Raw genomic sequence first — 17,987 nt, 5'->3', positions numbered from 1 at the left:
AGAACACCACACCCGGAAGGGAGCACGCCATGCCCCGCCTCACTCTCGCCGAGCAGGTCGCCGCAGACGTCCGCGACAAGACCCTCGCTCAGCTGGTCCGCCAGTCCTCCAGCTGGGACCGCAAGGTCGTCGCTCAGGCCGTCCTCATCTGGATGCGCGACCACGACACCGTGTCCGCCAACGACCTGCGCAGTCAGCTGCCCAACGTCGCCGCCGGAGTTCTGCCGGGCGTGCTGCGCGGCATGAGCCACAACTACCTGATCGGCACCGGGGCTTACGTCCCGTCGACGTCGAAGGCGACCAAGGGCCACCGCATAGCCATCTACCGGCGCCGTACCGCCGCGGACCAGACGGAGGCCGCGGCATGAGCACCGAGCCGACTCTCCGCCTCCTCTCCCTCGGTGCTGGCGTGCAGTCCACGACGCTGCTGATGTTGGCCGCCGAAGGGAAGCTGCCGAAGCTCGACGGCGCGATCTTCTCCGACACCGGCTGGGAACCCCGCGCCGTGTACGAGCACCTCGACCGACTCGACCGTGAGGTCGCCCAGCCGGCCGGCATCCCGATCTACCGCGTGTCCGCCGGCCGGATTCAGGACGATGTCCTCGACCCGGACAAGCAGCGCTCCCTGCCCGCTCACACCCGTGACCCGCTCACGGGCGAGGACGGCATGCTGAACCGACGCTGCACCCAGACGTACAAGCTCACCCCGATCCTGCGGCAGGCCCGCCTCCTGCTCGGCGCCCAGACCTCGGACCCGACGCCGTGCCGATACTGCGAAGGGAGCGGCCAGCGCGTTGCGCCCTGGCGAGCCAAGCGCGACGACCACACGTCGGGCCCATGCTCCGTATGTGACGGCACCGGCACCCTCGTCCGCGTCGGCCAGCCCCCGGCGGGCGTGTACGCCGAGCAGTGGATCGGGTTCTCCACCGACGAGATCGGCCGAGTCTCAGATCGCGGCGACACCCGATACAGCAAGTCCCGGCACCCGCTGCTCGAACTGAACATGTCGCGCACCCAGTGCGACGCGTATCTCGAGCATCACGGGTGGACGTCGGTCGCCAAGTCGGCATGCATCGGCTGCCCGTTCCACGGCAACGCCGAGTGGCGACGCATGCGGGACACCGACCCCGAGTCTTGGGCCGACGCGGTCGCCTTCGACAAGGCGTACCGGCGCGGGCCCGGCATGCGACACGAGAGGTTCCTGCACATCTCCCGCCTGCCGCTGGACGAGGCGCCGATCGACCGCGTCCGCCCGAGCGAGTGGAAGCAGGACGACTTCTTCGACGCGGTGTACGACGCCCAACTCGCCGAGAACGGAGACCCCGACGGCTGCTCCCCGTGGGCCTGCCGATCTGGCGCCCCCGTGACGGACGAGGAGGCCGCCGCATGAACCCGAACTGGATGGTCGCCGCGGTCCTGACCGTCATCAGCGGCGCGATCTTCATCGCCCTCCGCGTCAGCCGCGCCCACCAGGTCATCGCCGCGATCCTCCACACCGACCCGCCCCGCATCGAGACCCGGCCCGGCACCGACGACGACCGGCTCCTCGACGCATACCTCGCCTACTACGGGCCCGCCGGCCTCGACCGGCTCCGCGCCGCCATCGACCAGACCCGGAAGGAGCAGTCGTGATGACCGCAACCCATGAGCCGAGCCGAGCCTGCTATCTCCGCGGCTGCCGCGAGGCCGGATGCGTTGAAGCCAACAAGCGCTACTGCAAGCAGTACCGGGTGACGCGCTACGCAACAGGGCGACGCCGCGTCGACGCCGCACCCTATGCCGCCATCGCGCGTCGCTATGCCGCAGCTGGCTGGAGTCAAGGCGAAATGGCCGCCCTCTCCGGATGCTGCGAAACCGTCTTCCACCACCTGCTCCACGGCGTCGAGCGACTGGGGCCAGTCACCGCCGCTCGACTCGACAAGATCCCCGCCCGGCCCGAGCGCATGGGCGCGGCCACCTACGTCGATGCCACCGGCACACGGCGACGCGCCCAAGCCCTCCACCGACACCGCTACACCGTCGAATCCATGGCGGCAGCCCTCAACCTCCACCCCGACCACATGAGCCGGATCCTGCACGAGCGCCATGCCCGCGTGCTGTCGGCAACGGCCAGCGCCATGAAGACCCTGTATGCCGACTGGAGCATCACGCCGGGCCCCTCCGAGCTCAGCGAGCAGCGGGCCGCGCGGTTCGGCTGGCGAGACCCGCAGTGGTGGGAAGACCTGGGCGACCTCGACGACCCCGGCTTCGACCCCAGCACGGCGGACCGGGTCCTCAACTTCCACGAGCGGGCCGCCCTCCGCCGCGAAGAGATCATCCACTTCGCCTGGCACGGCGACACCCCCGAGCAGATCCTCGCCCGGCTCAACGGCGAGGTCTCCATCTCCACCGTCCGGCAGATCGTGCAGGACTGGCGCACCGGCCAGAAGCGCGACCGTAAGCAGGTAGCCGCATGAACGGGCACCGTATCGGCGCCGGCCAGCGAGAGCGCCTCTACGCCTCCACCACCGCCACCTACGACGGCGACCTCGACCTCATCGCCATCGAGAAGGCGCTCAACGGCGAGCCGGTGAAGCTCACCGCCGATGAGAAGCGGTACGCGGCACGGATCCTCGACGCCCGCGGCTTCGACTTCACCGCCATCGGGAAGCGCATCGGCTCCGACCGCAGCACCGTCGAGGGCTGGAAGAGGAACGGCTGGAAGCCCGGCCGTTCGTCCGCGCCACGCGTGTACAGCCTGCCCACCGAGCCGAAGTGCGGCGAGGCCCGCATGTACCGCCGGCACCTCAAGAACGGCGAGAAGCCGTGCGACGCCTGCCGGGCCGCCAACGCTGCCGCCGACCGCCGATACCGGCTCACCGGCAGCCAGAAGCCAGCCGCGTGACCTCCGGCTAACCGCCACCGCAACTGCCTTATCCGTACTGCCAGTCAGAGAGAAGTTCCCATGCCCTGGGTCCGCTTGGACGATCGCTTCCCCTCGCACCGCAAGGTCGCGCTGCTGTCCGATCGCGCCTTCCGGCTGCATGTCTCCGCCATCTGCTGGTGCGCGGAGAACCTCACCGACGGGCACATCCGTGAGCGCGAGCTCCCGTTCGTTGCGCACGTGCGCAGCCTGAAGGCAACAGCTCAGCAGCTCGAGGACGCCGGCGTGTGGGACCGCGTCGACGACGGGTGGGCGATCCACGACTACCTCAACTACAACCCGTCCCGCGAGCAGGTGATCGCAGAGCGGAAGAAGAACGCTGCTCGGCAGGACGCCTTCCGCCAGCGTCGCCGCGGCAAGCCGACACCGCCCAACAACGGTGCCCGTAACGGCAGCAGTAACGGCGTTACGCGAGATGGCGAAATGCACGACGGCGACACGACGGCAGCACGACGGCGACACGACGGCGACACGAACGCGCACGAAACGCGTCACGAAGTCGAAGAAGAGTCGCAGGTCAACGCGTTCCGTAACGGCGTTACTAACGGTGCCCCGACCCGACCCGTACCCGAACCCCTATCTATGGCTGATGTAGATGGGAGTTCTACACGTAGTAGTGCTGCAGCGAACGGCGCTCTCGCGCCGACCCCCATCGAGGTCGACGGCTTCCAGTTGACCGACTCCATGCGCCGCTGGGTCCACGCGACGTACCCCGGCCTCGACGTCGATCACGCCACCGCCCAGTTCGTCAGCCACTACCGATCCACAGGCGCCCGCCGCAAGAGCTGGCCCGACGCCTGGCAGAAGTGGATCCGCGACGACGCCCAGCGCGCAGCCCAACGCCAGCAGCGCCCCGGCAACGTCATCCAGCTGCCCTCCGGCCAGACCCTCACCGGCACCGACGCCAAGGTCGCCGGCTGGGCAGCCATCGCCGCCAAATTCGAAGACGAGGACTCCGCATGAACAGGAAGGAAGCCGCCGCGCTACTCGGCCACTGCTCGGCGTTCGACAACCGGCAGCCCTCCGAGGCCGCCGCAATCGCCTGGGCCTCCGCCCTCCACGACGTGCCCTTCGACGACGACGCCCGAGCCGCCGTGGCCAGCTACTACACGACCCCGCCGCAGGACCCGAACGCGAAGCTGTGGATCCTGCCGCACCACGTCCGCACCCTCCGCAGCAAGATCCGCTCAGCCCGGCTCGAGAACTTCCAGTACGAGCCCATCGCCGACGAGACCCCCGCCGAATACCTCGCCCGCTACAAGGGCCAGGTGCAGGCCATCGCCTCCGGCCGCATCGCAGCGCCGACCGGCCGGCTTGCTCTCGAGGGCGGCCCGTCCCGCGAGTTCATGCGCGAGCTCGAGGCCCGCGGCTGGGAAGGCAACCGCACCGTCGACGGCGAGGACGACGAGGCGGCCGGGCTGATCGACACCGTGCGCCGCTCCGGCCCGCTCGGCATCGAGTGCCCCGCCTGCCAGGCCGCGATAGGCCGTCCGTGCAAGACGCCCGGCGCGTCGAGCAAGCAGCCCATGGGCAAGCCGCGTCTCAAGCCGCACAGCGCCCGCCTCAGGGCCGTCGCCGGCCAGGCGGAACAGTCCGCGGACCAGAGGGCCGCCGAGGAACAACGGATCCGCGCCATGTCCGCCCGCCACCTCGCCCGCCAAGACGCCGCAGCCGACATCCCCGACGCCGAGATCGTCGACGAGGAGGCCGCGTCGTGAGCGAGGACTTCGAGCCGGACGTCGACGACATCAAGGCGATGCGCTCCGAGAACGGCGGCGCCGACCTCAAGGCCTTCATGCGGCAGCAGATCGCCAACGGCCGCGCCCGCCGCGAACAGCCCAAGTCGAAGCCGGTGTTGAAGCCGCCCGGCCACAAGCCTGGCGCCTGGCCGCCGGGGACGTCGCCGCCGGGCCCGCCGCCGGAACGCCAGATCCCCGCCCACGTGTGGCAGGCCGCGGCCCGCCACTACAGCAACGAGACCAACCGCCCCGACCAGCCCTGCGACTGCGGCAACTGCCCCGAGGAGACCCGATGACGATCCGCTCCAGCGCCCCGATGCCCGACTCGCTGCGGCACTTCATGCGCGCCAGCCAGCACCCGGCCCGCTCCGTGCCCTGCCCGCACTGCGGTGCCCACGCCCACCGACCGTGCGTCCTGCGCAAGACCGGCCGCCAGTTGCCGCAGCCCCACCCGCAGCGCGTGTCTGCATGGGCGCAGACCACGGCGTGCTGCCCCGACTGCCAGGTCGAGCCGACTACGCCGTGCCACGACGAAGGGCGCGCCCGCACCACCGTCCACAACCGCCGCTACCAGGAAGCCGAGGCCACCGCCGCATGAGCGCCTGGCACAAGATTCGCCCCACGTGGCAGACCGCCGACGAGTACGACGTCGAACTGATCGTCCGCGAAGCCCGGCCCGTCGAAGGGCTCACCCGTCTCGAGCGCGTCCTCGTCGCCCGCGGACTCACCGAACGGGCCGTACCTGGTGAGGAGATCGCCCGCATCGTCGGCGTCACCCCGCGCACCGTGTGGCGGTGGCGCTCCGAGGGATTCAGGCAGGCCGCCTGATGCCGGAGTGGATGCCAGCGGCAGTCGCCTCCGGCATGGAGCGGGCCGAGAACGGGGCTCAGCGCCCGTCTCCGGGCCTAGCAGCCCGCGAAGGCCCCGTGTCAGCTACGGCCCCGAGAACGCCAGCGAGAGGCGCCGCAGAGCCGATCGACCCCGTGATCCCCAACTCGACCCGAAGGAGTCTGTGATGGAGCCCTATTGGCGCGACGACGAGACGGGCCTCGCCCTGTACGTCGGCGACATGCGCGAGGTGCTGCCCGCCCTCGACGTCACCGCCGATCTGATCCTGGCGGATCCGCCCTACGGCGAGACCTCGCACGGCTGGGACGTGTGGCCCGATGGCTGGCTCGACACGGCTGCCGCCCACGCGAACAGCCTGTGGTGCTTCGGCAGCCAGCGCATGTTCCTCCGCCGCGCCGCCGAGTTTCAGACGGCAGGCTGGCACCTGTCCCAGGACGTCGTCGGCCACGACGACGCAGGCGAGCCCCTGGTCGGGGACGTGAACGTGGTGTGGGAGAAGAACAACGGCTCCGGTATCGCGAACGACCGGTTCCGGCGCGTCCACGAGCACATCCTGCACTTCTACCGCGGCCCCTGGCGGGACCTGCACCACGACGTTCCCCGCGTCGCCTACAGCGGACCGAATAAGTCAGCGCGCGGCAAGAACTCGGTAACTCCACACACCGGGAAGATCGGCGCGCACCAGTACGTCGACAACGGCACCCGCCTCATGCGCTCCGTGATCAAAGCCGCAGCGGTCCGCGGCAAGAAGCGCCACCCCGACGAGAAGCCGCTACCGATCCTCACTCCACTGCTGCAGTACGCCTGCCCACCCGGCGGCCTCGTCGTGGATCCGTTCGCCGGCTCCGGCAGCACCCTCGACGCCGCCCGCCGCCTCGGGATGCGCGCCATCGGTATCGAACGGTACGAGGTGCACGCCGAGAAGGCTGCGGCGCGCCTCGCCGAGCCGTACCGCGTCGACCTGTTCAGCGACATTCCGGCATGAGCCCAGTGACCACAGCAGCGCAGCGCCCGGGTCGTAGCCGGGCGCTGCTGGCCCCATTCGACCACACCGCCCAGGAGGCGACCATGACCACCGACACCTGCAAGTGCGGACACCCCCAAGGCCGGCATGCCCGGCTCGCCGGTACCTACGCCCACTGCATCCAGAAGAACCCCGAAGCCGCATACGGCAGGTGCGGCTGCGGCATGTACCGCCCTCAGGTCGCCGAGCCCGCCGCCGCGCCGTCTGCGCCCGCCGACCAGACGCCCGCGGAGACCGACGATGAACGCCGCGAGCGGTACGAGGCTGAAGCTTCGCCCTGGTACGAAGTGATCAACCCGCGCAACGCCACCACCTCCATCGCCCTGGTGTACAACGACGGCTCGCTGTACCTGCCGGAAGGCCCGGATGCCCTGACGGTCGAGGAGTTCCACTTCGCGGCAGCCCAAGGCAAGGCGTACCGGCTGATTCTCGTTGACGAAGCCATGTCCGTGGCGGACACGGAACTCGCACGTGAGCGCGCATGGCGCAAGGAGATGCAGGCCGCAGCCCGAGGGCAGCGGCAGCGAGCGGACAACTACGCCGCCGAGATCGAGCGGCTGCGCGCCAAGGTCTACGAGTGGCAGGGCAGCTACCTCGACGAGGTGAAGGTCCGGCAAGGGCGAGACGCCGTGATCGCCCGAGTACGCCAGATGATCGACGCGTGGGAGCAGCGCCTCCCCGACACCATCAGCACCGCGACCGCCGTCGACGCCATCCGTCACACGCTCGAAGGAGCCGAGACAACAACCGCGCCCGCCGACCGGGCCGCCGTGTTGCGCGAGGCCGCCGAACGATTCGACCGCTACGGCCACGATGCCGACGACCGACGGTTCGGCCACCGGGTCGCCGACCTGCTCCGCCGCATGGCCGACGAGGCGCAGCAGGCGGGGGAGGGCCGATGACCGCGCGCCGTCTCGCCGGATGGGCGCTGCTGTCGCTGATCCCGGCCGCGTTCGTACTCCTCGCCGCCCTCTCCGGGCAGTGGGCCGAGGTAGCGATCGGCGTCGGCGTCGCGACCCTCTTCTGCCTCGTGATCTTCGCAGGCCTCCACCTCATCCACGACAAGTAGCCGCCCTGGGGCGGTGGTTCCGGCCGCCGCCCCACCCCGACCGCAAGGAGCAGCACTGTGACTGAGTCCACGATCACCGACCTCCGCCGCGAACTGGAGAAGGCCCGCCTCGCCCTGATCGACGCGCAATCCCACCTCTCCGCTCACGCCCAGATGAACGCCGCTCTGCACTGCGCCACCGAGGTGTTTTACTCGCCGCTCCACGCCAAGGTCACCGCCGCGATCTCGGGTACTGAGCACGCCCTCGCCCGTACCGACCGGTCGAACGTCCCGACCCCCAACAGCCAGAGCAGCGACGGCCCCTGGGCTGCGCTCGTCGCCGACCTCGACCGCTGTATGCACGGCCGCCACCAGGGCGACAGCTGCGGATCCTGCGGGCCCTGGTCCCACGGAAATCCTCACCTGAAGACCGGCACAGTAATCGGCTACGGCCTCCGCGGCGACGCGATCGTCATGCCGGACCGCGAGCACAAGCACGACCCTGCCGCATGGCGCACCCGGCCCGAGGAGCAGTCGTGATCCCCGCGAAGCCGGCCGCGAACCTGCCCAAGAAGCCGGCACGCCGCCGCTACATCAGCGCGAACGTCGAGGTCATGCTCCGGGACCTGTTCCCCGGCCTCGTCCCCGCCACCGTCATCGAGGAAGCCGTCCGCCAGCACGCCATCCGCGAAGGCCGCCTCAAGAAGCCCAGGAGGCAGCCGTGAGCCGGCCATCCAGCAGTCCCCGCGGCGAACGCACCCCGAAGCCCGGCGCCCGCTGGGAGACCGAACTCCGCACCACAGGCGAGCAGCTGATACCCGACGACGCCCCCGACCCACGGCCCAACCGAGCGACCAGGCGAGCAGCGCGCAGGAGGAAGAAGTGACCAGCCTCGACCAGCTCCTCCACCTCGTCGACCGGGCCGAACGCGGCGTACTCCTCCCCGCCGAAGCCGCCCAACTCCGCGCCGCGCTGCGGGCCATGCACGCCCGGCAGAGCTACGACGGGCCGAGCATCGCCGAGTGCACTGCGGCCGATCGCCGTTGGCCGCTGGAGAAGGAGGGCGAGTGACTTCAGCCCGAGCCGGGCGGCGCTGCCTCGCCGCCGCTGTCATCCGACTCCGCGCCCGGAGAGTGAAGCGCTCCCTCAACGGCCTCCCGGCGGGGCGCCTTCCCCTTCGCCATCCCGGCGGCAGCACGGGCCAACTGTGCCTGCAGCTGGTCGAACGCCGCCGGGCCCGATAGCTCCCGCAACCTGCGACTTCTGCTCATGCAAGTTCAACGCGCCAACGCACAGCCCGTCACTGCAATACCGCCGAATGGAGCACTCGCCGATGTCCCTCGACGACGTCACTGCCCCCTCCTGCATCGTCTGCCGACGCGGCCTGTACGCCGACGAGGCCGGGCGGTTCACCTGCCGTCTCTGCCAGGACCGCGGCATCAGCATGCTGCGCGCCATGCCCGCCCTCTACGTCCAGCTCGGGGACCTCCTCCAGCCCGGCGCCGGACGCGGCGAAGGACGCGTGAGCGGCAGCAAGAGCGCACCCCTGCCGTGCTCCGCCGACATACTCGACCTGCGGGCCCGCGGCGGCCTCGTCACCATCCTCGCCAGCTGGGAAGACGCCGTGCGCGACGAACTCGGCTACGCCGCAGCCACGTTCCGCGGCAACTACGAGCAGACCCTGACAGGCATCGTCGGCTTCCTCATCGGCAACGCGCCCTGGATCTACAGCTCGTTCGCCGCCGTCGACGAACTCCACGACGAACTTCGCCGCTACCACGGCCAGGCCCGCCGCCTCGTCACCGGAGAGAAGCCGGCCGTCCGCGTCCCCGTCGCCTGCCCCTGCGGGAAAGTCCTCCGCGTCACGCTCGACAGCCCCGGCGAACGATGCACCGGCTGCGGAGAGCAGTACGGGCACAGCGAGCTGATGGACCTGCCGTTGGCCGCACGGAGCGCGGCGTGAGCCCCGCCGACTGGATCCGCCTCGCCATCACCTGGACCACCGCCGGCCTCGCCACCGTGGCCGCCATCCAAGCCAGACGCGGCGCACGACAGGCGCGAGCGCGGCTCGAAGAACTACGGAAGCGCAGCGCATAGAGAAGCCCCCGACCGCTCAGGCGGTCGGGGGCATTCGTGCGTCTGGGATCAGGCGGCGCTGTAGCCGCTCCACGGCTCGCTGTCGCATTCGGGGTGGTGCGTGCGGTTGTGGAGCGGCAGCTCTGAGCGGATGGCTGCGACCTCGGCGTCTTCAGCCGCGACTCGAGTCTCGAACCACTCGACGCTCTGGATGGCGATGTCGTGCCGCCAAGGCTTGCCTTTGTCCCAGCGGTGGGCGTTCAAGCGGTTGACGGGGTTATTGGCGATGCCAACGTAGAGCAGTCCGCGGTCCTTGTCGTAGAGGCGGTACAGGCAGGTGGCGCCAGGCGTGGGCATGCCCTTGTACGGCCGACGCGCTCGATGCTTCTGCATCAGTACCTCCAGTTGCTGCCGGTGCCGCGGTACTCGGCGACGGGGATCGGGTTGATGCCTTCGCGCATGCGCGTTCGGTACAACACCCCATGCAGGTGGTCGACTTCGTGCGCGACGAGCCGGGCCAATCCGTGCTCAAAGATCGTGATGCGCTCGGTGCCGTCGATGTCCTGGTGCTCTACCGAGATGGCGAGCGGCCGGGGGACTTTGCCGCGCACGTCGAAGAACGACAGACAGCCCTCGTACTGCTCGTCGGACTCCGGGGACTCCTCGACGATCCGAGGGTTGAACAGCGTGATCGACTCGCCGTCCGGGGCGCGGACGATCGCCGCGGCCCGGTCGATGCCGATCTGCGGCGCCGCCATCCCCATCCCCTTGCCGAAGACGTGAACGCCAGAAGCGCGCTCGCAGGCGGAGATGAGTTCCGCGATCACTCTGCGAGCGTCCTCGGCCTCGTCAGGCAGGGCGAACGGCCGGGCCGTCTTCACCAGGATCGGGTCGCCTTCTTGGACGACGCCGACGGCGCGCATCCTCTCGCTTGCGGTCGCTTCGGTCATCATGTCCTGCCTGGTCTCCTCCGTGTCGGGCCGTGCGCGGAACTTCCATTCAAGCCGGTAACGGGCGTGCAGCGGCAGGTCTTCGGTGGACCACGAGTACACGCGCCGGCCGTCTTCCTCGGTGCGGCGTATCGCGGTACGGAGCGGCATCGCCTCCGCGGTCATGCTGGTTTCCGTGCCCCACACGACCGGGTCGAGCTCAGTCGGGAAGTCGAGGCGGACACTCATGCGCTGCGTGGGCAGGCGTACCGCGCGCTGGAACCAGGATCCCCACTTGGTGTCGCCGACGGTGTAGCTGTACTCCAGCCACACCGACTCGCCCGGGTAGAGCGGCGACTGCCCGAACAGCAGCCACAACTCCTTGAACGCGTCGCGGTCGTGCTTGACGCGCCAGTTGAGCGGCTCGCCGTCGATCGACGCGCTGAGCCCGATCTCTTCCCACGTCAGCGGGTTCTCGCGGTAGTGCTGGTTCGACCGCTCTGGGTCGCCCGGGTAGCGGTCGACGGAGATCCGGATCAGGTAGCGGGTGACTGGGTCGGGGGAGTCGTTGTAGAGCCGCCGCCGCTGGGTCGCCCGGTACGTGCTGCCGTCGTAGGACAGCGTCGTGTCCTCGTGCTCGACGATCAGACTCGTCGCGTGCGTGTCCTCAGAGGCCGGGCCAGGGTGCGGGGCCACCGGCCGGCCGTGCTTCTCGATATCCCGAAACGCCCGCCGCAGCGCGCCACCGGCCAGCAGGACATCGTCGGCCTGGGCGGCGAACTCCTCTGACGCAGGCAGCTGGCCACCTTCGACCTTCGACACGTAGGACGGCGTATAGCCGACTTCGCGAGCGAGCTTCGACTGGCTCTTACCTCGCACGTCTCGCCAGTGCTTCAGCTCGGCAATGAACGCCTCGGCTGCCGCCTGCATCGCTCCCCCTGTGCCTGTGAGTGAGTTGTGAGTGATCGACTCTCAGGCTGACCTCACACCCTCCCCAGGCGATTCCCTGAATGCGAGGGGAGGTGGGAGATGTCCCAGCCGATAGAGCTCGTTACTCGTCACGCTTGGCGCTACGCACCGTGCTCTCCCGGAGGGGTGGCACGCCGGCGGCGTTCGCGATCCGACGGATGTGGTTGCGGTCGTAGGGCGTGTGGTCGGAAACCTCGCCTGGTCGCGCCTCGCGGTTCAGCAGGATCTCGACGACGGCGGAATGCAGCGCGTCGCGCGCCTCGTCGAAGGGCTTCTTGGCCGCCTCGTAGGCCGCGCTCAGTTCGTCCAGCCGCTTCAATGCCGCGTCTCTGCGCGCCGTCGCCTCATCCGTCATAGCCAGATGTTCCCACAGCCCCCGGTTGCAACTAGAGGGGGCGGCCAACACGAGATTCGACCAGTTTCTCCTGTGCGCTTGCATCTGCTTCACCATGTTGCAACTATAGAGCGCATCAGGCCGCTACGACAGGGCATGAAGAAGCCCCGCCGGTGCTGGAACACCGAACGGGGCACTGGTTCGGATCGCTGAGAGGACCCAGAACCATGACGACAACCGTACAGCCCGCCACGGCGGCGCTTGAAGTCCCGCCCCCCCGCCGCATCGCTCCTGCCCTGATCAAGGGCACGAAGGTCCTGATCGAATGCGAAGCGTGGTGCACCGTGGATCATGTCGCCGCGAACGAGAACAGCATCGAGGACATCTGGCACGCCGGCGAGTACGCCGACCTGAAGGTCCCGCGGATGAGCGGCACTCCGGAGCTCCTCGCCTTCGCCCGCCTGGGTGTCGATGAGCAGTCCGACGAGCCCGGCATGCAGAAGCCCTTCGTGTTCGTCGACGACGGCAGCGCCGGCTTCTACATGACGCCCGAGCAGGCGGCCGACGAGTTCGCCGCCAACCTTGAGGCCTTCGCCGCACAGGTCCGCGCCATGGCGAAGACGGCCAAGGAGGGGCAGCGATGAGCACCGAGTTCCTCTCGGAGGCCGACGTGGCCGCCCACGAGGCTGCGCAGGGTCCGATCCGCCGGGCCGCGCAGACGACGTCGTACCCGATCTCCGACGACCTGTCCGCCGCGCTGGCCCGTAACGACCGTGAGACGTGCTGGGCGCACCAGTCGTGGGCCGAGGACTGCGCCGACCACCTCATGCACACCGACCCGCGCCGCTGGATGCTGCAGCAGGCGAGCCGGCTGGTCACGTCATGACCGCGGCCATCGACGACCGGGCCGTGGCTCTCGGATATCGGCTGGCTCACCTGCTGCTGGCTCTCGACCCGAAGCCGACCACGCGCCCGCTGCTGGCCGTGCCGATCAGTACCCACGACGGCTTCTCCTGGGACGTCGAGCTGTCCGAGGCCGCCGTCGAGCGCCTAACCCGGCTGATGGAAGCGGCCGACGAGCCCACCCCCACGCCCACCGTCCGGCACCTGCGGCTGGTCGCGTCGTGACCGCCGAGGAGCACAAGAAGCTCTCCGAGAAGCTCGCTGAGCGGAACCGCAACAGCTCCAACCGGCCGAAGTAGCTGGCCTTCTGACCGCCGCGGCTGGCGGTCGCCCCCCCAGTCCTGCCGGCCGCGGTCTCCACCCCCACTTCTTGATCCCTGGAGGATCCGTCATGTCGTACATCCCGACCGCCCCGGACCTGAAGCTGCGGGTCGCCGACCTGATCCGCAGGTACCGCAAGAGCGTCGACAACGGCGACATGCGGAACAGCCTGCTCGACCGGAGGGGCCGCGAGGAAGCCGGACGGTACACGACCGCTGGCGGCGCCCTGGTGACCGTCCACGCCAAGGTCCGCCACGAGGAGAAGTACATCTACAACCCGCCGACGTTGGTTGGCTACGAGCAGCGCGTCCACGTCGGCGCGGTCGCCGAGTGCCACGGCAACGGCTGCACCGACCCGACCTTCGAGCAGAACGTCAACAACTCCTGGCTGCTGCACGAGGACGCGGACGAACCCGCCGAGCGCGTCATGGAGTCCGTCAAGGCCGCCCGCGAGTGGGCGCAGTCCCACGCCGAGAAGTGCCGCGCCCAGGCCTACAACGGCCGCTAGCCCACGGCTTTGCTCCACCCCCACCCCCATTCCTGCTTGATCCGCGCGAAAGGCACCCCCATGTCTCCCTATCTCTTCTCCGGCGATCTCGGCGTCACCGAACTGGGCCGCAAGGCCCGCGCCAACACGACCGTTGCTGAGGCGACCGTCCTGTCCATCACCGACCTGTTCGGCGAGTACGCCGCGGCCCGCGCCGCTGGCGACACCGTCCGCATGACCCTGATCCGCCTGTTCGCCGACGAGCAGCTGCTCGCCGAGTTCGACGGCTTCGACTACCCGGCCGCCGCCTGACCCTGCACCACCTCAACCGAGAGAGAGGACCCGTCATGGGCCTGTTCAGCCGAAGCTCCGCCAGTTCCGAAGCGCGTGAGGCGCGTCGCGAGCACAACAGCCGGTTCAACAACAAGAACACCGACCCGGACAGCCCGGAGTTCCTGGCCTCCCACGACCGGGTCGTCAAGGCCGAGAAGGACGCGAAGAAGTCCCGCCGCTGGTAACCGCCCGCCGGGGAGGACCTCGCCTCCCCGGCACCCCAACCCGAGAGGGATCGTCATGTTCCGCATCGTCGCTTGGTCGCTTCTGGCGGCCTTCCTGATCGCCGTCGGCTTGTGGCCGGCTGCTGCCGCCCCGGTCGCACTGGCCTTCGGTGGCCTGGCTGTGATCGTCGGCAAGATCCCCGGCGTCGTGCTGATCGGCCTTGCCGCCGTCGCCTACCTCCGCCACAAGCCCGCCCGCCCCGCTACCGCCTGAAGGGACTGATCAACCGTGACCGCCATGTCCGTCGAGAAGAAGGTCAACGGCACGCCGATGGCCTCGCCTGAGCCCCGGTTCGACCCGCGGGCGCTGGCCGAGGCGGAGGCGATCCGTACCCGAGCCGCCGCCGAAGCCGAAGCCGCCCGCATCGAAGCGCAGGGGAAGGCCGAAGCCGACAAGCTTCTCGCCGCCGAGAAGGCGGAGAAGGAGCGCATCGCCAACGAGCGCGCCGCCATGCGGCTGGAGAAGGAGAAGGCCGACCACCAGGCGCACCTGGCGAAGAAGGCGGCCGAGGCCGCCCGGTCGAAGGCCGACGAGGAGAAGGCCGACAAGGAGAAGGCCGACCAGGAGGCCGCAGAGGCCAAGCGGGACGCCGAGCAGCAGCGGTCGGAGCAGTGGTGGAAGTGGGGCGCCCGCGGCATCTACGCCGTCGGCCTGATCATCGCCGCCCCGGTGCAGTTCATGCACTTCTGGGACCCCAAGCGGCCCTTCCTCGTCGCCGCGCCCGGACTCCTCGAAGGCCTCGCCCTCGTTCTCGCGTTCGGCGCTGCCTGGGCCGTTGCCCACCGCCGAGACGTCGCCCCCTACCGGGTCGGCATCATGCTCGGCGCCGCTATCGCTGCAGCGATCAACATGTACGGCGGCCTGTCCGACGAGCGGATCGGCTTCAACGCCGGCCTCATCGGCGCGATCGCCTCGCTCGGCGGCCCGATCGTTCTCATGGCCTACGAGCACGGCATCGCACAGAAGGCCGACGGCATCCCGTCCTGGCGGGAGCGCCGGGCCGCCGACAAGCAGGCCGAAGCCGAGGCGGCTGCCCGGCAGGCGGCACGCGACGCGAAGGCGGAAGCCGAAGCGAAAGCCACGGCCGAGAAGCAGGCCGCGCAGCAGCGCGCCGAGGAAGACCAGGCACGCAAGGACGCCGACCGCGAAGCGAAGCACAAGGACGTGTGGGCGGTCGCCGACGCGCTGCGCTCCGCCCGCGGCTCGCGGTACGTCACCGACCAGATCTGGGGCGAGGCGTGGCTGCTCGTGACGGGCTGCAAGACGGTCGGGATCCGCCCCGAAATCGAGGAGCAGTCGCAGGCGGCGAAGTTCCGGATGCGGGCCGTCACCGAGGCGCCCATAAAGGGCGAGTTTTCCCTGATCGAATCCCAAAAGGGCCCCCGCGAGAAGCGCGACCCGAACGCCCCCGACGGACGCCGCAACAACGGCGGCACCCCGCCCGTCCGCCGCGCCGGCCAGACCGCCCCCTACAGCCCCCTCGCGAAGGCACAGGCGTCCATCGAACAGACCACCGACAAGGACTCGAAGTGAGCATCGAAAGGATCCCCAGCAACGACTCCGACCCCGAGTGGGAGCAGATCGTCGCTGGCTACCTCAACACCCCCGCACCCGAACCCGCACTGCAGTCCGCCGGCCCCGCCATCCCGGGCCAGGCACCGTCCGCCGACCCGATGGGCGACACCCCCCTCGTTCCCGGGTGGGCGCGCACGACTGGCGGCTGGAAGGGCCGCACCACGGTCGGCCGCGTCAACTCGACCCGCCAGTTCCGAAAGTGGGTGCGCCGACAGAAGACCGAACACGGGCACGGCGCCCAGATGTCCCGCGGCATGCGCCGCACCTTCCTGTGGATCCAAGGAGCCGAAGGCGCTCAGGTTGTCGCCGCCCGGCACGAGGTGCAGCAGGCGCAGCGCGACTACAAGGCGGCCAAGTGGGCGCACGACCGGCGGCTCGTCTCCGGCAAGGAGAAGGACAAGCGGCGCAGGGACATGGAGGAGTCCTTCAGCGACTCCGTGTCCGCGATGAGCCGGTACAAGGCGGCCCAGCGGGACGTGCGCCTGCGCCGCCTCGGCCGTGGCGCCGTCGCTCTCGGCCCGATCGCTGCCGCTGAGGGTGTCGGCCTGTCCCTGCTCGGCGGCACTGGCGGGCTCCTCGCCGCCGGGTCAACGCTCCTCACCTTCGCGCTCCTCGGCCGCCGCACCAGCGCGGGGGAGCTGTACACCGACCGCGACGCGAAGATCGGCGACGGTGACCGGATGACCGACGAGATGGTCAACCGCGTCTACCGCAGCGCCAAGGTCATCGGAGCGGAGGAAGAGGTCAAGCTCCTGTCGCCGTGCACCCTCACCGCGGACGGCTCCGCCTGGGAGGTCCGGATCGAACTGCCGGACGGCATACCCGCCTCGAAGGCTCTGGGTGCGACGGCGCAGCTCGCGAACGGCTTCGGCGTCAGCGTTCAGCAGATCTCGCAGGCCAAGGGCGCGCGGGAGGACTGGCTCACTCTGCGCGTCACGCTCAAGGTGCCCTTCACCGGAAAGCCCAACAAGGGGCCGCTGCTCACCGCGGACAAGGTCAACCTCTGGGAGCCGCAGCCGATGGCTGTGTCCGAGCGCGGCGACGTAACGGCCGTCGAGTGGTTCGAGAAGACCGCCCTTTTCGGTGGCGAGCCCGGGGCCGGCAAGTCGGCCGCGGCGAACAACCCGCTTCTCTCCGCAGCCCTGGACGTGATCGCAGACCTGTACCTGGCGGACGGAAAGGGCGGCTTCGACCTGACGCCGTTTGAGCCGATCGCCCAGATGATCGACACCGACGGCGACCCGGACCAGCTGCTCGCGATCCTCCGCCACGTGTGGACCGTCGTGCTCCCGAGGCTGAAGCAGACAGTCAAGGATCACAGCGTCCGCAAGTTCTCCGAGGCCCTCGCCGCGAAGGACAAGCGGGTTCGCTGGACGATCCTGTACATCGACGAGTGGGCGTCCTACATGGCCGCCGCGACCCCGGAGCAGCAGAAGGAACTGGAACGCCTCCTGCGGCTGATCACACAGCAGGGCCGGGCCTACGCCGTGCTCGTCATCGCTGCTACGCAGAAGCCCGACAGCAATGCCGTCCCGACCGGGATCCGCGACATCCTTTCCACCCGCTGGGCCGGGCGCTGCATGACCCCCGAAGCGTCGGACACGATCCTCGGCAAGGGCCGGGCGACGGCCGGCTACAACGCGCAGCGCATCCTCAAGAGCCAGCGCGGCGTGGGCTACTTGCAGACCGGCGAAACCTCGGAGCCCACGCTCACCCAGTCGTACTTCTACACCGACGAAGAAGTCGAGGCGATCCTGCGGCGGGCCTACCAGCTGCGCGCCGCAGCCGGAGTACTGCCGGCCGTGACCGAGCCGGAGGTCACGATCCTCGACCACCTGATCAAGGCGGCGTCCGCGACTGGCCGCAGGGTCGTCACGCGCGCCGAACTGTTCAGCTACCTCGCCGCCGTCGACGAGCAGTACGGCCGCACGGAAGAGGAGAGCGACAGCGCCTACAACGCGCGTGTAGGCAAGACGCTCGCCGCCGCGCTCGAGGCCGAAGGCGTCTCCGTCGAGGCGGTGAAGGTGCCCACCGGCGACGACGGCGGCCGGTCGATGGGCTACCGCCTGGATGACCTCCAGGACGCCCGATAGATCCCGGTTTTAACCCTGGACGGTGCCTGGACACCCCTGGACAGCGCGCCGTCCACCCTGGACAACCGGCGCCGACCCTGGACTTCCCCGTCCAGGGTCACGCCCCCTAAGTCCAGGCGCCGTCCACGCTCCCACCTGCACAAACGTGAGCCGAGTCCA

The 17,987-nt window shown here is 69.7% G+C and carries 29 protein-coding genes; 26 read left to right on the top strand and 3 right to left on the bottom strand.

Annotated features, from left to right (window positions below; genetic code table 11):
* Positions 1–29 precede the first annotated feature (29 nt).
* The 17 genes from VIU94_RS18610 to VIU94_RS18530 all read left to right on the top strand — a co-directional run bounded on the left by VIU94_RS18610 (position 30) and on the right by VIU94_RS18530 (position 9,546).
* Positions 30–368, top strand: coding sequence for a hypothetical protein (locus VIU94_RS18610; RefSeq protein ID WP_331912925.1), 339 nt, complete (start codon positions 30–32; stop codon positions 366–368).
* Positions 365–1,390, top strand: a complete 1,026-nt coding sequence (locus tag VIU94_RS18605) for a hypothetical protein (protein WP_331912924.1) — start codon at positions 365–367, stop codon at positions 1,388–1,390. The genes VIU94_RS18610 and VIU94_RS18605 overlap by 4 nt, the downstream gene beginning before the upstream one ends.
* Complete coding sequence (locus VIU94_RS18600; protein WP_331912922.1) at positions 1,387–1,632, top strand: hypothetical protein; 246 nt, start codon at positions 1,387–1,389, stop codon at positions 1,630–1,632. Before VIU94_RS18605 ends, VIU94_RS18600 begins: the two co-directional genes overlap by 4 nt.
* On the top strand, positions 1,632–2,456 hold the full coding sequence (locus VIU94_RS18595; RefSeq protein WP_331912920.1) for a hypothetical protein: 825 nt from the start codon (positions 1,632–1,634) through the stop codon (positions 2,454–2,456). The genes VIU94_RS18600 and VIU94_RS18595 overlap by 1 nt, the downstream gene beginning before the upstream one ends.
* The gene (locus VIU94_RS18590; RefSeq protein WP_331912918.1) at positions 2,453–2,884 is read left to right on the top strand and encodes a hypothetical protein; all 432 of its coding nucleotides are present in this window, start codon (positions 2,453–2,455) and stop codon (positions 2,882–2,884) included. Before VIU94_RS18595 ends, VIU94_RS18590 begins: the two co-directional genes overlap by 4 nt.
* Positions 2,885–2,959: 75 nt before the next feature.
* The gene (locus tag VIU94_RS18585; protein ID WP_331912916.1) at positions 2,960–3,886 is read left to right on the top strand and encodes a hypothetical protein; all 927 of its coding nucleotides are present in this window, start codon (positions 2,960–2,962) and stop codon (positions 3,884–3,886) included.
* Positions 3,883–4,641: a zinc finger domain-containing protein gene (locus tag VIU94_RS18580; protein WP_331912914.1), complete on the top strand. Its 759-nt coding sequence runs from the start codon at positions 3,883–3,885 to the stop codon at positions 4,639–4,641. Before VIU94_RS18585 ends, VIU94_RS18580 begins: the two co-directional genes overlap by 4 nt.
* Complete coding sequence (locus VIU94_RS18575) at positions 4,638–4,958, top strand: hypothetical protein (RefSeq protein ID WP_331912912.1); 321 nt, start codon at positions 4,638–4,640, stop codon at positions 4,956–4,958. Before VIU94_RS18580 ends, VIU94_RS18575 begins: the two co-directional genes overlap by 4 nt.
* A complete protein-coding gene (locus VIU94_RS18570) occupies positions 4,955–5,260 on the top strand; it encodes a zinc finger domain-containing protein (RefSeq protein WP_331912910.1) in 306 nt (101 codons plus the stop codon). The genes VIU94_RS18575 and VIU94_RS18570 overlap by 4 nt, the downstream gene beginning before the upstream one ends.
* Positions 5,257–5,490, top strand: coding sequence for a helix-turn-helix domain-containing protein (locus VIU94_RS18565; protein ID WP_331912908.1), 234 nt, complete (start codon positions 5,257–5,259; stop codon positions 5,488–5,490). The genes VIU94_RS18570 and VIU94_RS18565 overlap by 4 nt, the downstream gene beginning before the upstream one ends.
* A 187-nt stretch (positions 5,491–5,677) precedes the next feature.
* Complete coding sequence (locus VIU94_RS18560; protein ID WP_331912906.1) at positions 5,678–6,496, top strand: DNA-methyltransferase; 819 nt, start codon at positions 5,678–5,680, stop codon at positions 6,494–6,496.
* Positions 6,497–6,579: 83 nt separating this feature from the next.
* Positions 6,580–7,437: a hypothetical protein gene (locus tag VIU94_RS18555; RefSeq protein WP_331912904.1), complete on the top strand. Its 858-nt coding sequence runs from the start codon at positions 6,580–6,582 to the stop codon at positions 7,435–7,437.
* On the top strand, positions 7,434–7,604 hold the full coding sequence (locus VIU94_RS18550; protein WP_331912902.1) for a hypothetical protein: 171 nt from the start codon (positions 7,434–7,436) through the stop codon (positions 7,602–7,604). Before VIU94_RS18555 ends, VIU94_RS18550 begins: the two co-directional genes overlap by 4 nt.
* Positions 7,605–7,661: 57 nt before the next feature.
* Positions 7,662–8,123 (top strand): hypothetical protein, encoded by a 462-nt coding sequence (locus VIU94_RS18545; RefSeq protein WP_331912900.1) that lies wholly within the window; start codon positions 7,662–7,664, stop codon positions 8,121–8,123.
* Positions 8,120–8,308: a hypothetical protein gene (locus tag VIU94_RS18540; protein ID WP_331912898.1), complete on the top strand. Its 189-nt coding sequence runs from the start codon at positions 8,120–8,122 to the stop codon at positions 8,306–8,308. The genes VIU94_RS18545 and VIU94_RS18540 overlap by 4 nt, the downstream gene beginning before the upstream one ends.
* A gap of 157 nt (positions 8,309–8,465) precedes the next feature.
* Positions 8,466–8,654: a hypothetical protein gene (locus VIU94_RS18535; RefSeq protein WP_331912896.1), complete on the top strand. Its 189-nt coding sequence runs from the start codon at positions 8,466–8,468 to the stop codon at positions 8,652–8,654.
* Between the two features lie 262 nt (positions 8,655–8,916).
* Positions 8,917–9,546, top strand: coding sequence for a hypothetical protein (locus VIU94_RS18530; RefSeq protein WP_331912893.1), 630 nt, complete (start codon positions 8,917–8,919; stop codon positions 9,544–9,546).
* A gap of 182 nt (positions 9,547–9,728) precedes the next feature.
* Here VIU94_RS18530 and VIU94_RS18525 read toward each other — a convergent pair whose 3' ends face one another.
* From VIU94_RS18525 to VIU94_RS18515, 3 genes are all read right to left on the bottom strand, one after another.
* Positions 9,729–10,052: a GIY-YIG nuclease family protein gene (locus tag VIU94_RS18525; protein ID WP_331912891.1), complete on the bottom strand. Its 324-nt coding sequence runs from the start codon at positions 10,050–10,052 to the stop codon at positions 9,729–9,731.
* The gene (locus tag VIU94_RS18520) at positions 10,052–11,518 is read right to left on the bottom strand and encodes a peptide deformylase (RefSeq protein ID WP_331912889.1); all 1,467 of its coding nucleotides are present in this window, start codon (positions 11,516–11,518) and stop codon (positions 10,052–10,054) included. The genes VIU94_RS18525 and VIU94_RS18520 overlap by 1 nt, the downstream gene beginning before the upstream one ends.
* Positions 11,519–11,639: 121 nt before the next feature.
* Positions 11,640–12,008, bottom strand: a complete 369-nt coding sequence (locus tag VIU94_RS18515; RefSeq protein ID WP_331912887.1) for a hypothetical protein — start codon at positions 12,006–12,008, stop codon at positions 11,640–11,642.
* Between the two features lie 110 nt (positions 12,009–12,118).
* Here VIU94_RS18515 and VIU94_RS18510 point away from each other — a divergent pair, with 110 nt between their 5' ends.
* The 9 genes from VIU94_RS18510 (at position 12,119) to VIU94_RS18470 (ending at position 17,828) form a co-directional block, all read left to right on the top strand.
* Positions 12,119–12,535 (top strand): DUF6907 domain-containing protein, encoded by a 417-nt coding sequence (locus tag VIU94_RS18510; protein WP_331912885.1) that lies wholly within the window; start codon positions 12,119–12,121, stop codon positions 12,533–12,535.
* Positions 12,532–12,777: a hypothetical protein gene (locus VIU94_RS18505; RefSeq protein WP_331912883.1), complete on the top strand. Its 246-nt coding sequence runs from the start codon at positions 12,532–12,534 to the stop codon at positions 12,775–12,777. The genes VIU94_RS18510 and VIU94_RS18505 overlap by 4 nt, the downstream gene beginning before the upstream one ends.
* Entirely contained in the window at positions 12,774–13,019 is a 246-nt protein-coding gene (locus tag VIU94_RS18500) for a hypothetical protein (RefSeq protein WP_331912881.1), read from the top strand. The genes VIU94_RS18505 and VIU94_RS18500 overlap by 4 nt, the downstream gene beginning before the upstream one ends.
* 166 nt (positions 13,020–13,185) lie before the next feature.
* Positions 13,186–13,623 carry a hypothetical protein gene (locus VIU94_RS18495; protein ID WP_331912879.1) on the top strand — a complete coding sequence of 146 codons (438 nt, stop codon included), beginning with the start codon at positions 13,186–13,188 and terminating at the stop codon, positions 13,621–13,623.
* A gap of 60 nt (positions 13,624–13,683) precedes the next feature.
* Entirely contained in the window at positions 13,684–13,914 is a 231-nt protein-coding gene (locus tag VIU94_RS18490; RefSeq protein WP_331912877.1) for a hypothetical protein, read from the top strand.
* Positions 13,915–13,949: 35 nt separating this feature from the next.
* Positions 13,950–14,120 (top strand): hypothetical protein, encoded by a 171-nt coding sequence (locus VIU94_RS18485; RefSeq protein ID WP_331912875.1) that lies wholly within the window; start codon positions 13,950–13,952, stop codon positions 14,118–14,120.
* Positions 14,121–14,175: 55 nt separating this feature from the next.
* Positions 14,176–14,373, top strand: coding sequence for a hypothetical protein (locus VIU94_RS18480; protein ID WP_331912873.1), 198 nt, complete (start codon positions 14,176–14,178; stop codon positions 14,371–14,373).
* A gap of 15 nt (positions 14,374–14,388) precedes the next feature.
* Positions 14,389–15,693 carry an MFS transporter gene (locus tag VIU94_RS18475; RefSeq protein WP_331912871.1) on the top strand — a complete coding sequence of 435 codons (1,305 nt, stop codon included), beginning with the start codon at positions 14,389–14,391 and terminating at the stop codon, positions 15,691–15,693.
* The gene (locus VIU94_RS18470; RefSeq protein ID WP_331912869.1) at positions 15,690–17,828 is read left to right on the top strand and encodes a hypothetical protein; all 2,139 of its coding nucleotides are present in this window, start codon (positions 15,690–15,692) and stop codon (positions 17,826–17,828) included. The genes VIU94_RS18475 and VIU94_RS18470 overlap by 4 nt, the downstream gene beginning before the upstream one ends.
* Positions 17,829–17,987 lie beyond the last annotated feature (159 nt).

This window comes from Streptomyces sp. (assembly GCF_036566765.1).
Classification (GTDB): domain Bacteria; phylum Actinomycetota; class Actinomycetes; order Streptomycetales; family Streptomycetaceae; genus Streptomyces.
This window is presented reverse-complemented; position numbering and strand designations above follow the sequence as displayed.

Bases quoted from the DNA above. Each gene is read 5' to 3' on its own strand.
- VIU94_RS18495 (WP_331912879.1), top strand. From the start codon at position 13,186: ATGTCGTACATCCCGACCGCCCCGGACCTGAAGCTGCGGGTCGCCGAC.
- VIU94_RS18560 (WP_331912906.1), top strand. From the start codon at position 5,678: ATGGAGCCCTATTGGCGCGACGACGAGACGGGCCTCGCCCTGTACGTC.
- VIU94_RS18555 (WP_331912904.1), top strand. From the start codon at position 6,580: ATGACCACCGACACCTGCAAGTGCGGACACCCCCAAGGCCGGCATGCC.
- VIU94_RS18480 (WP_331912873.1), top strand. From the start codon at position 14,176: ATGTTCCGCATCGTCGCTTGGTCGCTTCTGGCGGCCTTCCTGATCGCC.
- VIU94_RS18570 (WP_331912910.1), top strand. From the start codon at position 4,955: ATGACGATCCGCTCCAGCGCCCCGATGCCCGACTCGCTGCGGCACTTC.
- VIU94_RS18525 (WP_331912891.1), bottom strand. From the start codon at position 10,052: ATGCAGAAGCATCGAGCGCGTCGGCCGTACAAGGGCATGCCCACGCCT.
- VIU94_RS18530 (WP_331912893.1), top strand. From the start codon at position 8,917: ATGTCCCTCGACGACGTCACTGCCCCCTCCTGCATCGTCTGCCGACGC.
- VIU94_RS18550 (WP_331912902.1), top strand. From the start codon at position 7,434: ATGACCGCGCGCCGTCTCGCCGGATGGGCGCTGCTGTCGCTGATCCCG.
- VIU94_RS18510 (WP_331912885.1), top strand. From the start codon at position 12,119: ATGACGACAACCGTACAGCCCGCCACGGCGGCGCTTGAAGTCCCGCCC.
- VIU94_RS18580 (WP_331912914.1), top strand. From the start codon at position 3,883: ATGAACAGGAAGGAAGCCGCCGCGCTACTCGGCCACTGCTCGGCGTTC.
- VIU94_RS18595 (WP_331912920.1), top strand. From the start codon at position 1,632: ATGACCGCAACCCATGAGCCGAGCCGAGCCTGCTATCTCCGCGGCTGC.
- VIU94_RS18505 (WP_331912883.1), top strand. From the start codon at position 12,532: ATGAGCACCGAGTTCCTCTCGGAGGCCGACGTGGCCGCCCACGAGGCT.
- VIU94_RS18515 (WP_331912887.1), bottom strand. From the start codon at position 12,008: ATGGTGAAGCAGATGCAAGCGCACAGGAGAAACTGGTCGAATCTCGTG.
- VIU94_RS18485 (WP_331912875.1), top strand. From the start codon at position 13,950: ATGGGCCTGTTCAGCCGAAGCTCCGCCAGTTCCGAAGCGCGTGAGGCG.
- VIU94_RS18600 (WP_331912922.1), top strand. From the start codon at position 1,387: ATGAACCCGAACTGGATGGTCGCCGCGGTCCTGACCGTCATCAGCGGC.
- VIU94_RS18520 (WP_331912889.1), bottom strand. From the start codon at position 11,518: ATGCAGGCGGCAGCCGAGGCGTTCATTGCCGAGCTGAAGCACTGGCGA.
- VIU94_RS18590 (WP_331912918.1), top strand. From the start codon at position 2,453: ATGAACGGGCACCGTATCGGCGCCGGCCAGCGAGAGCGCCTCTACGCC.
- VIU94_RS18605 (WP_331912924.1), top strand. From the start codon at position 365: ATGAGCACCGAGCCGACTCTCCGCCTCCTCTCCCTCGGTGCTGGCGTG.
- VIU94_RS18610 (WP_331912925.1), top strand. From the start codon at position 30: ATGCCCCGCCTCACTCTCGCCGAGCAGGTCGCCGCAGACGTCCGCGAC.
- VIU94_RS18500 (WP_331912881.1), top strand. From the start codon at position 12,774: ATGACCGCGGCCATCGACGACCGGGCCGTGGCTCTCGGATATCGGCTG.
- VIU94_RS18490 (WP_331912877.1), top strand. From the start codon at position 13,684: ATGTCTCCCTATCTCTTCTCCGGCGATCTCGGCGTCACCGAACTGGGC.
- VIU94_RS18565 (WP_331912908.1), top strand. From the start codon at position 5,257: ATGAGCGCCTGGCACAAGATTCGCCCCACGTGGCAGACCGCCGACGAG.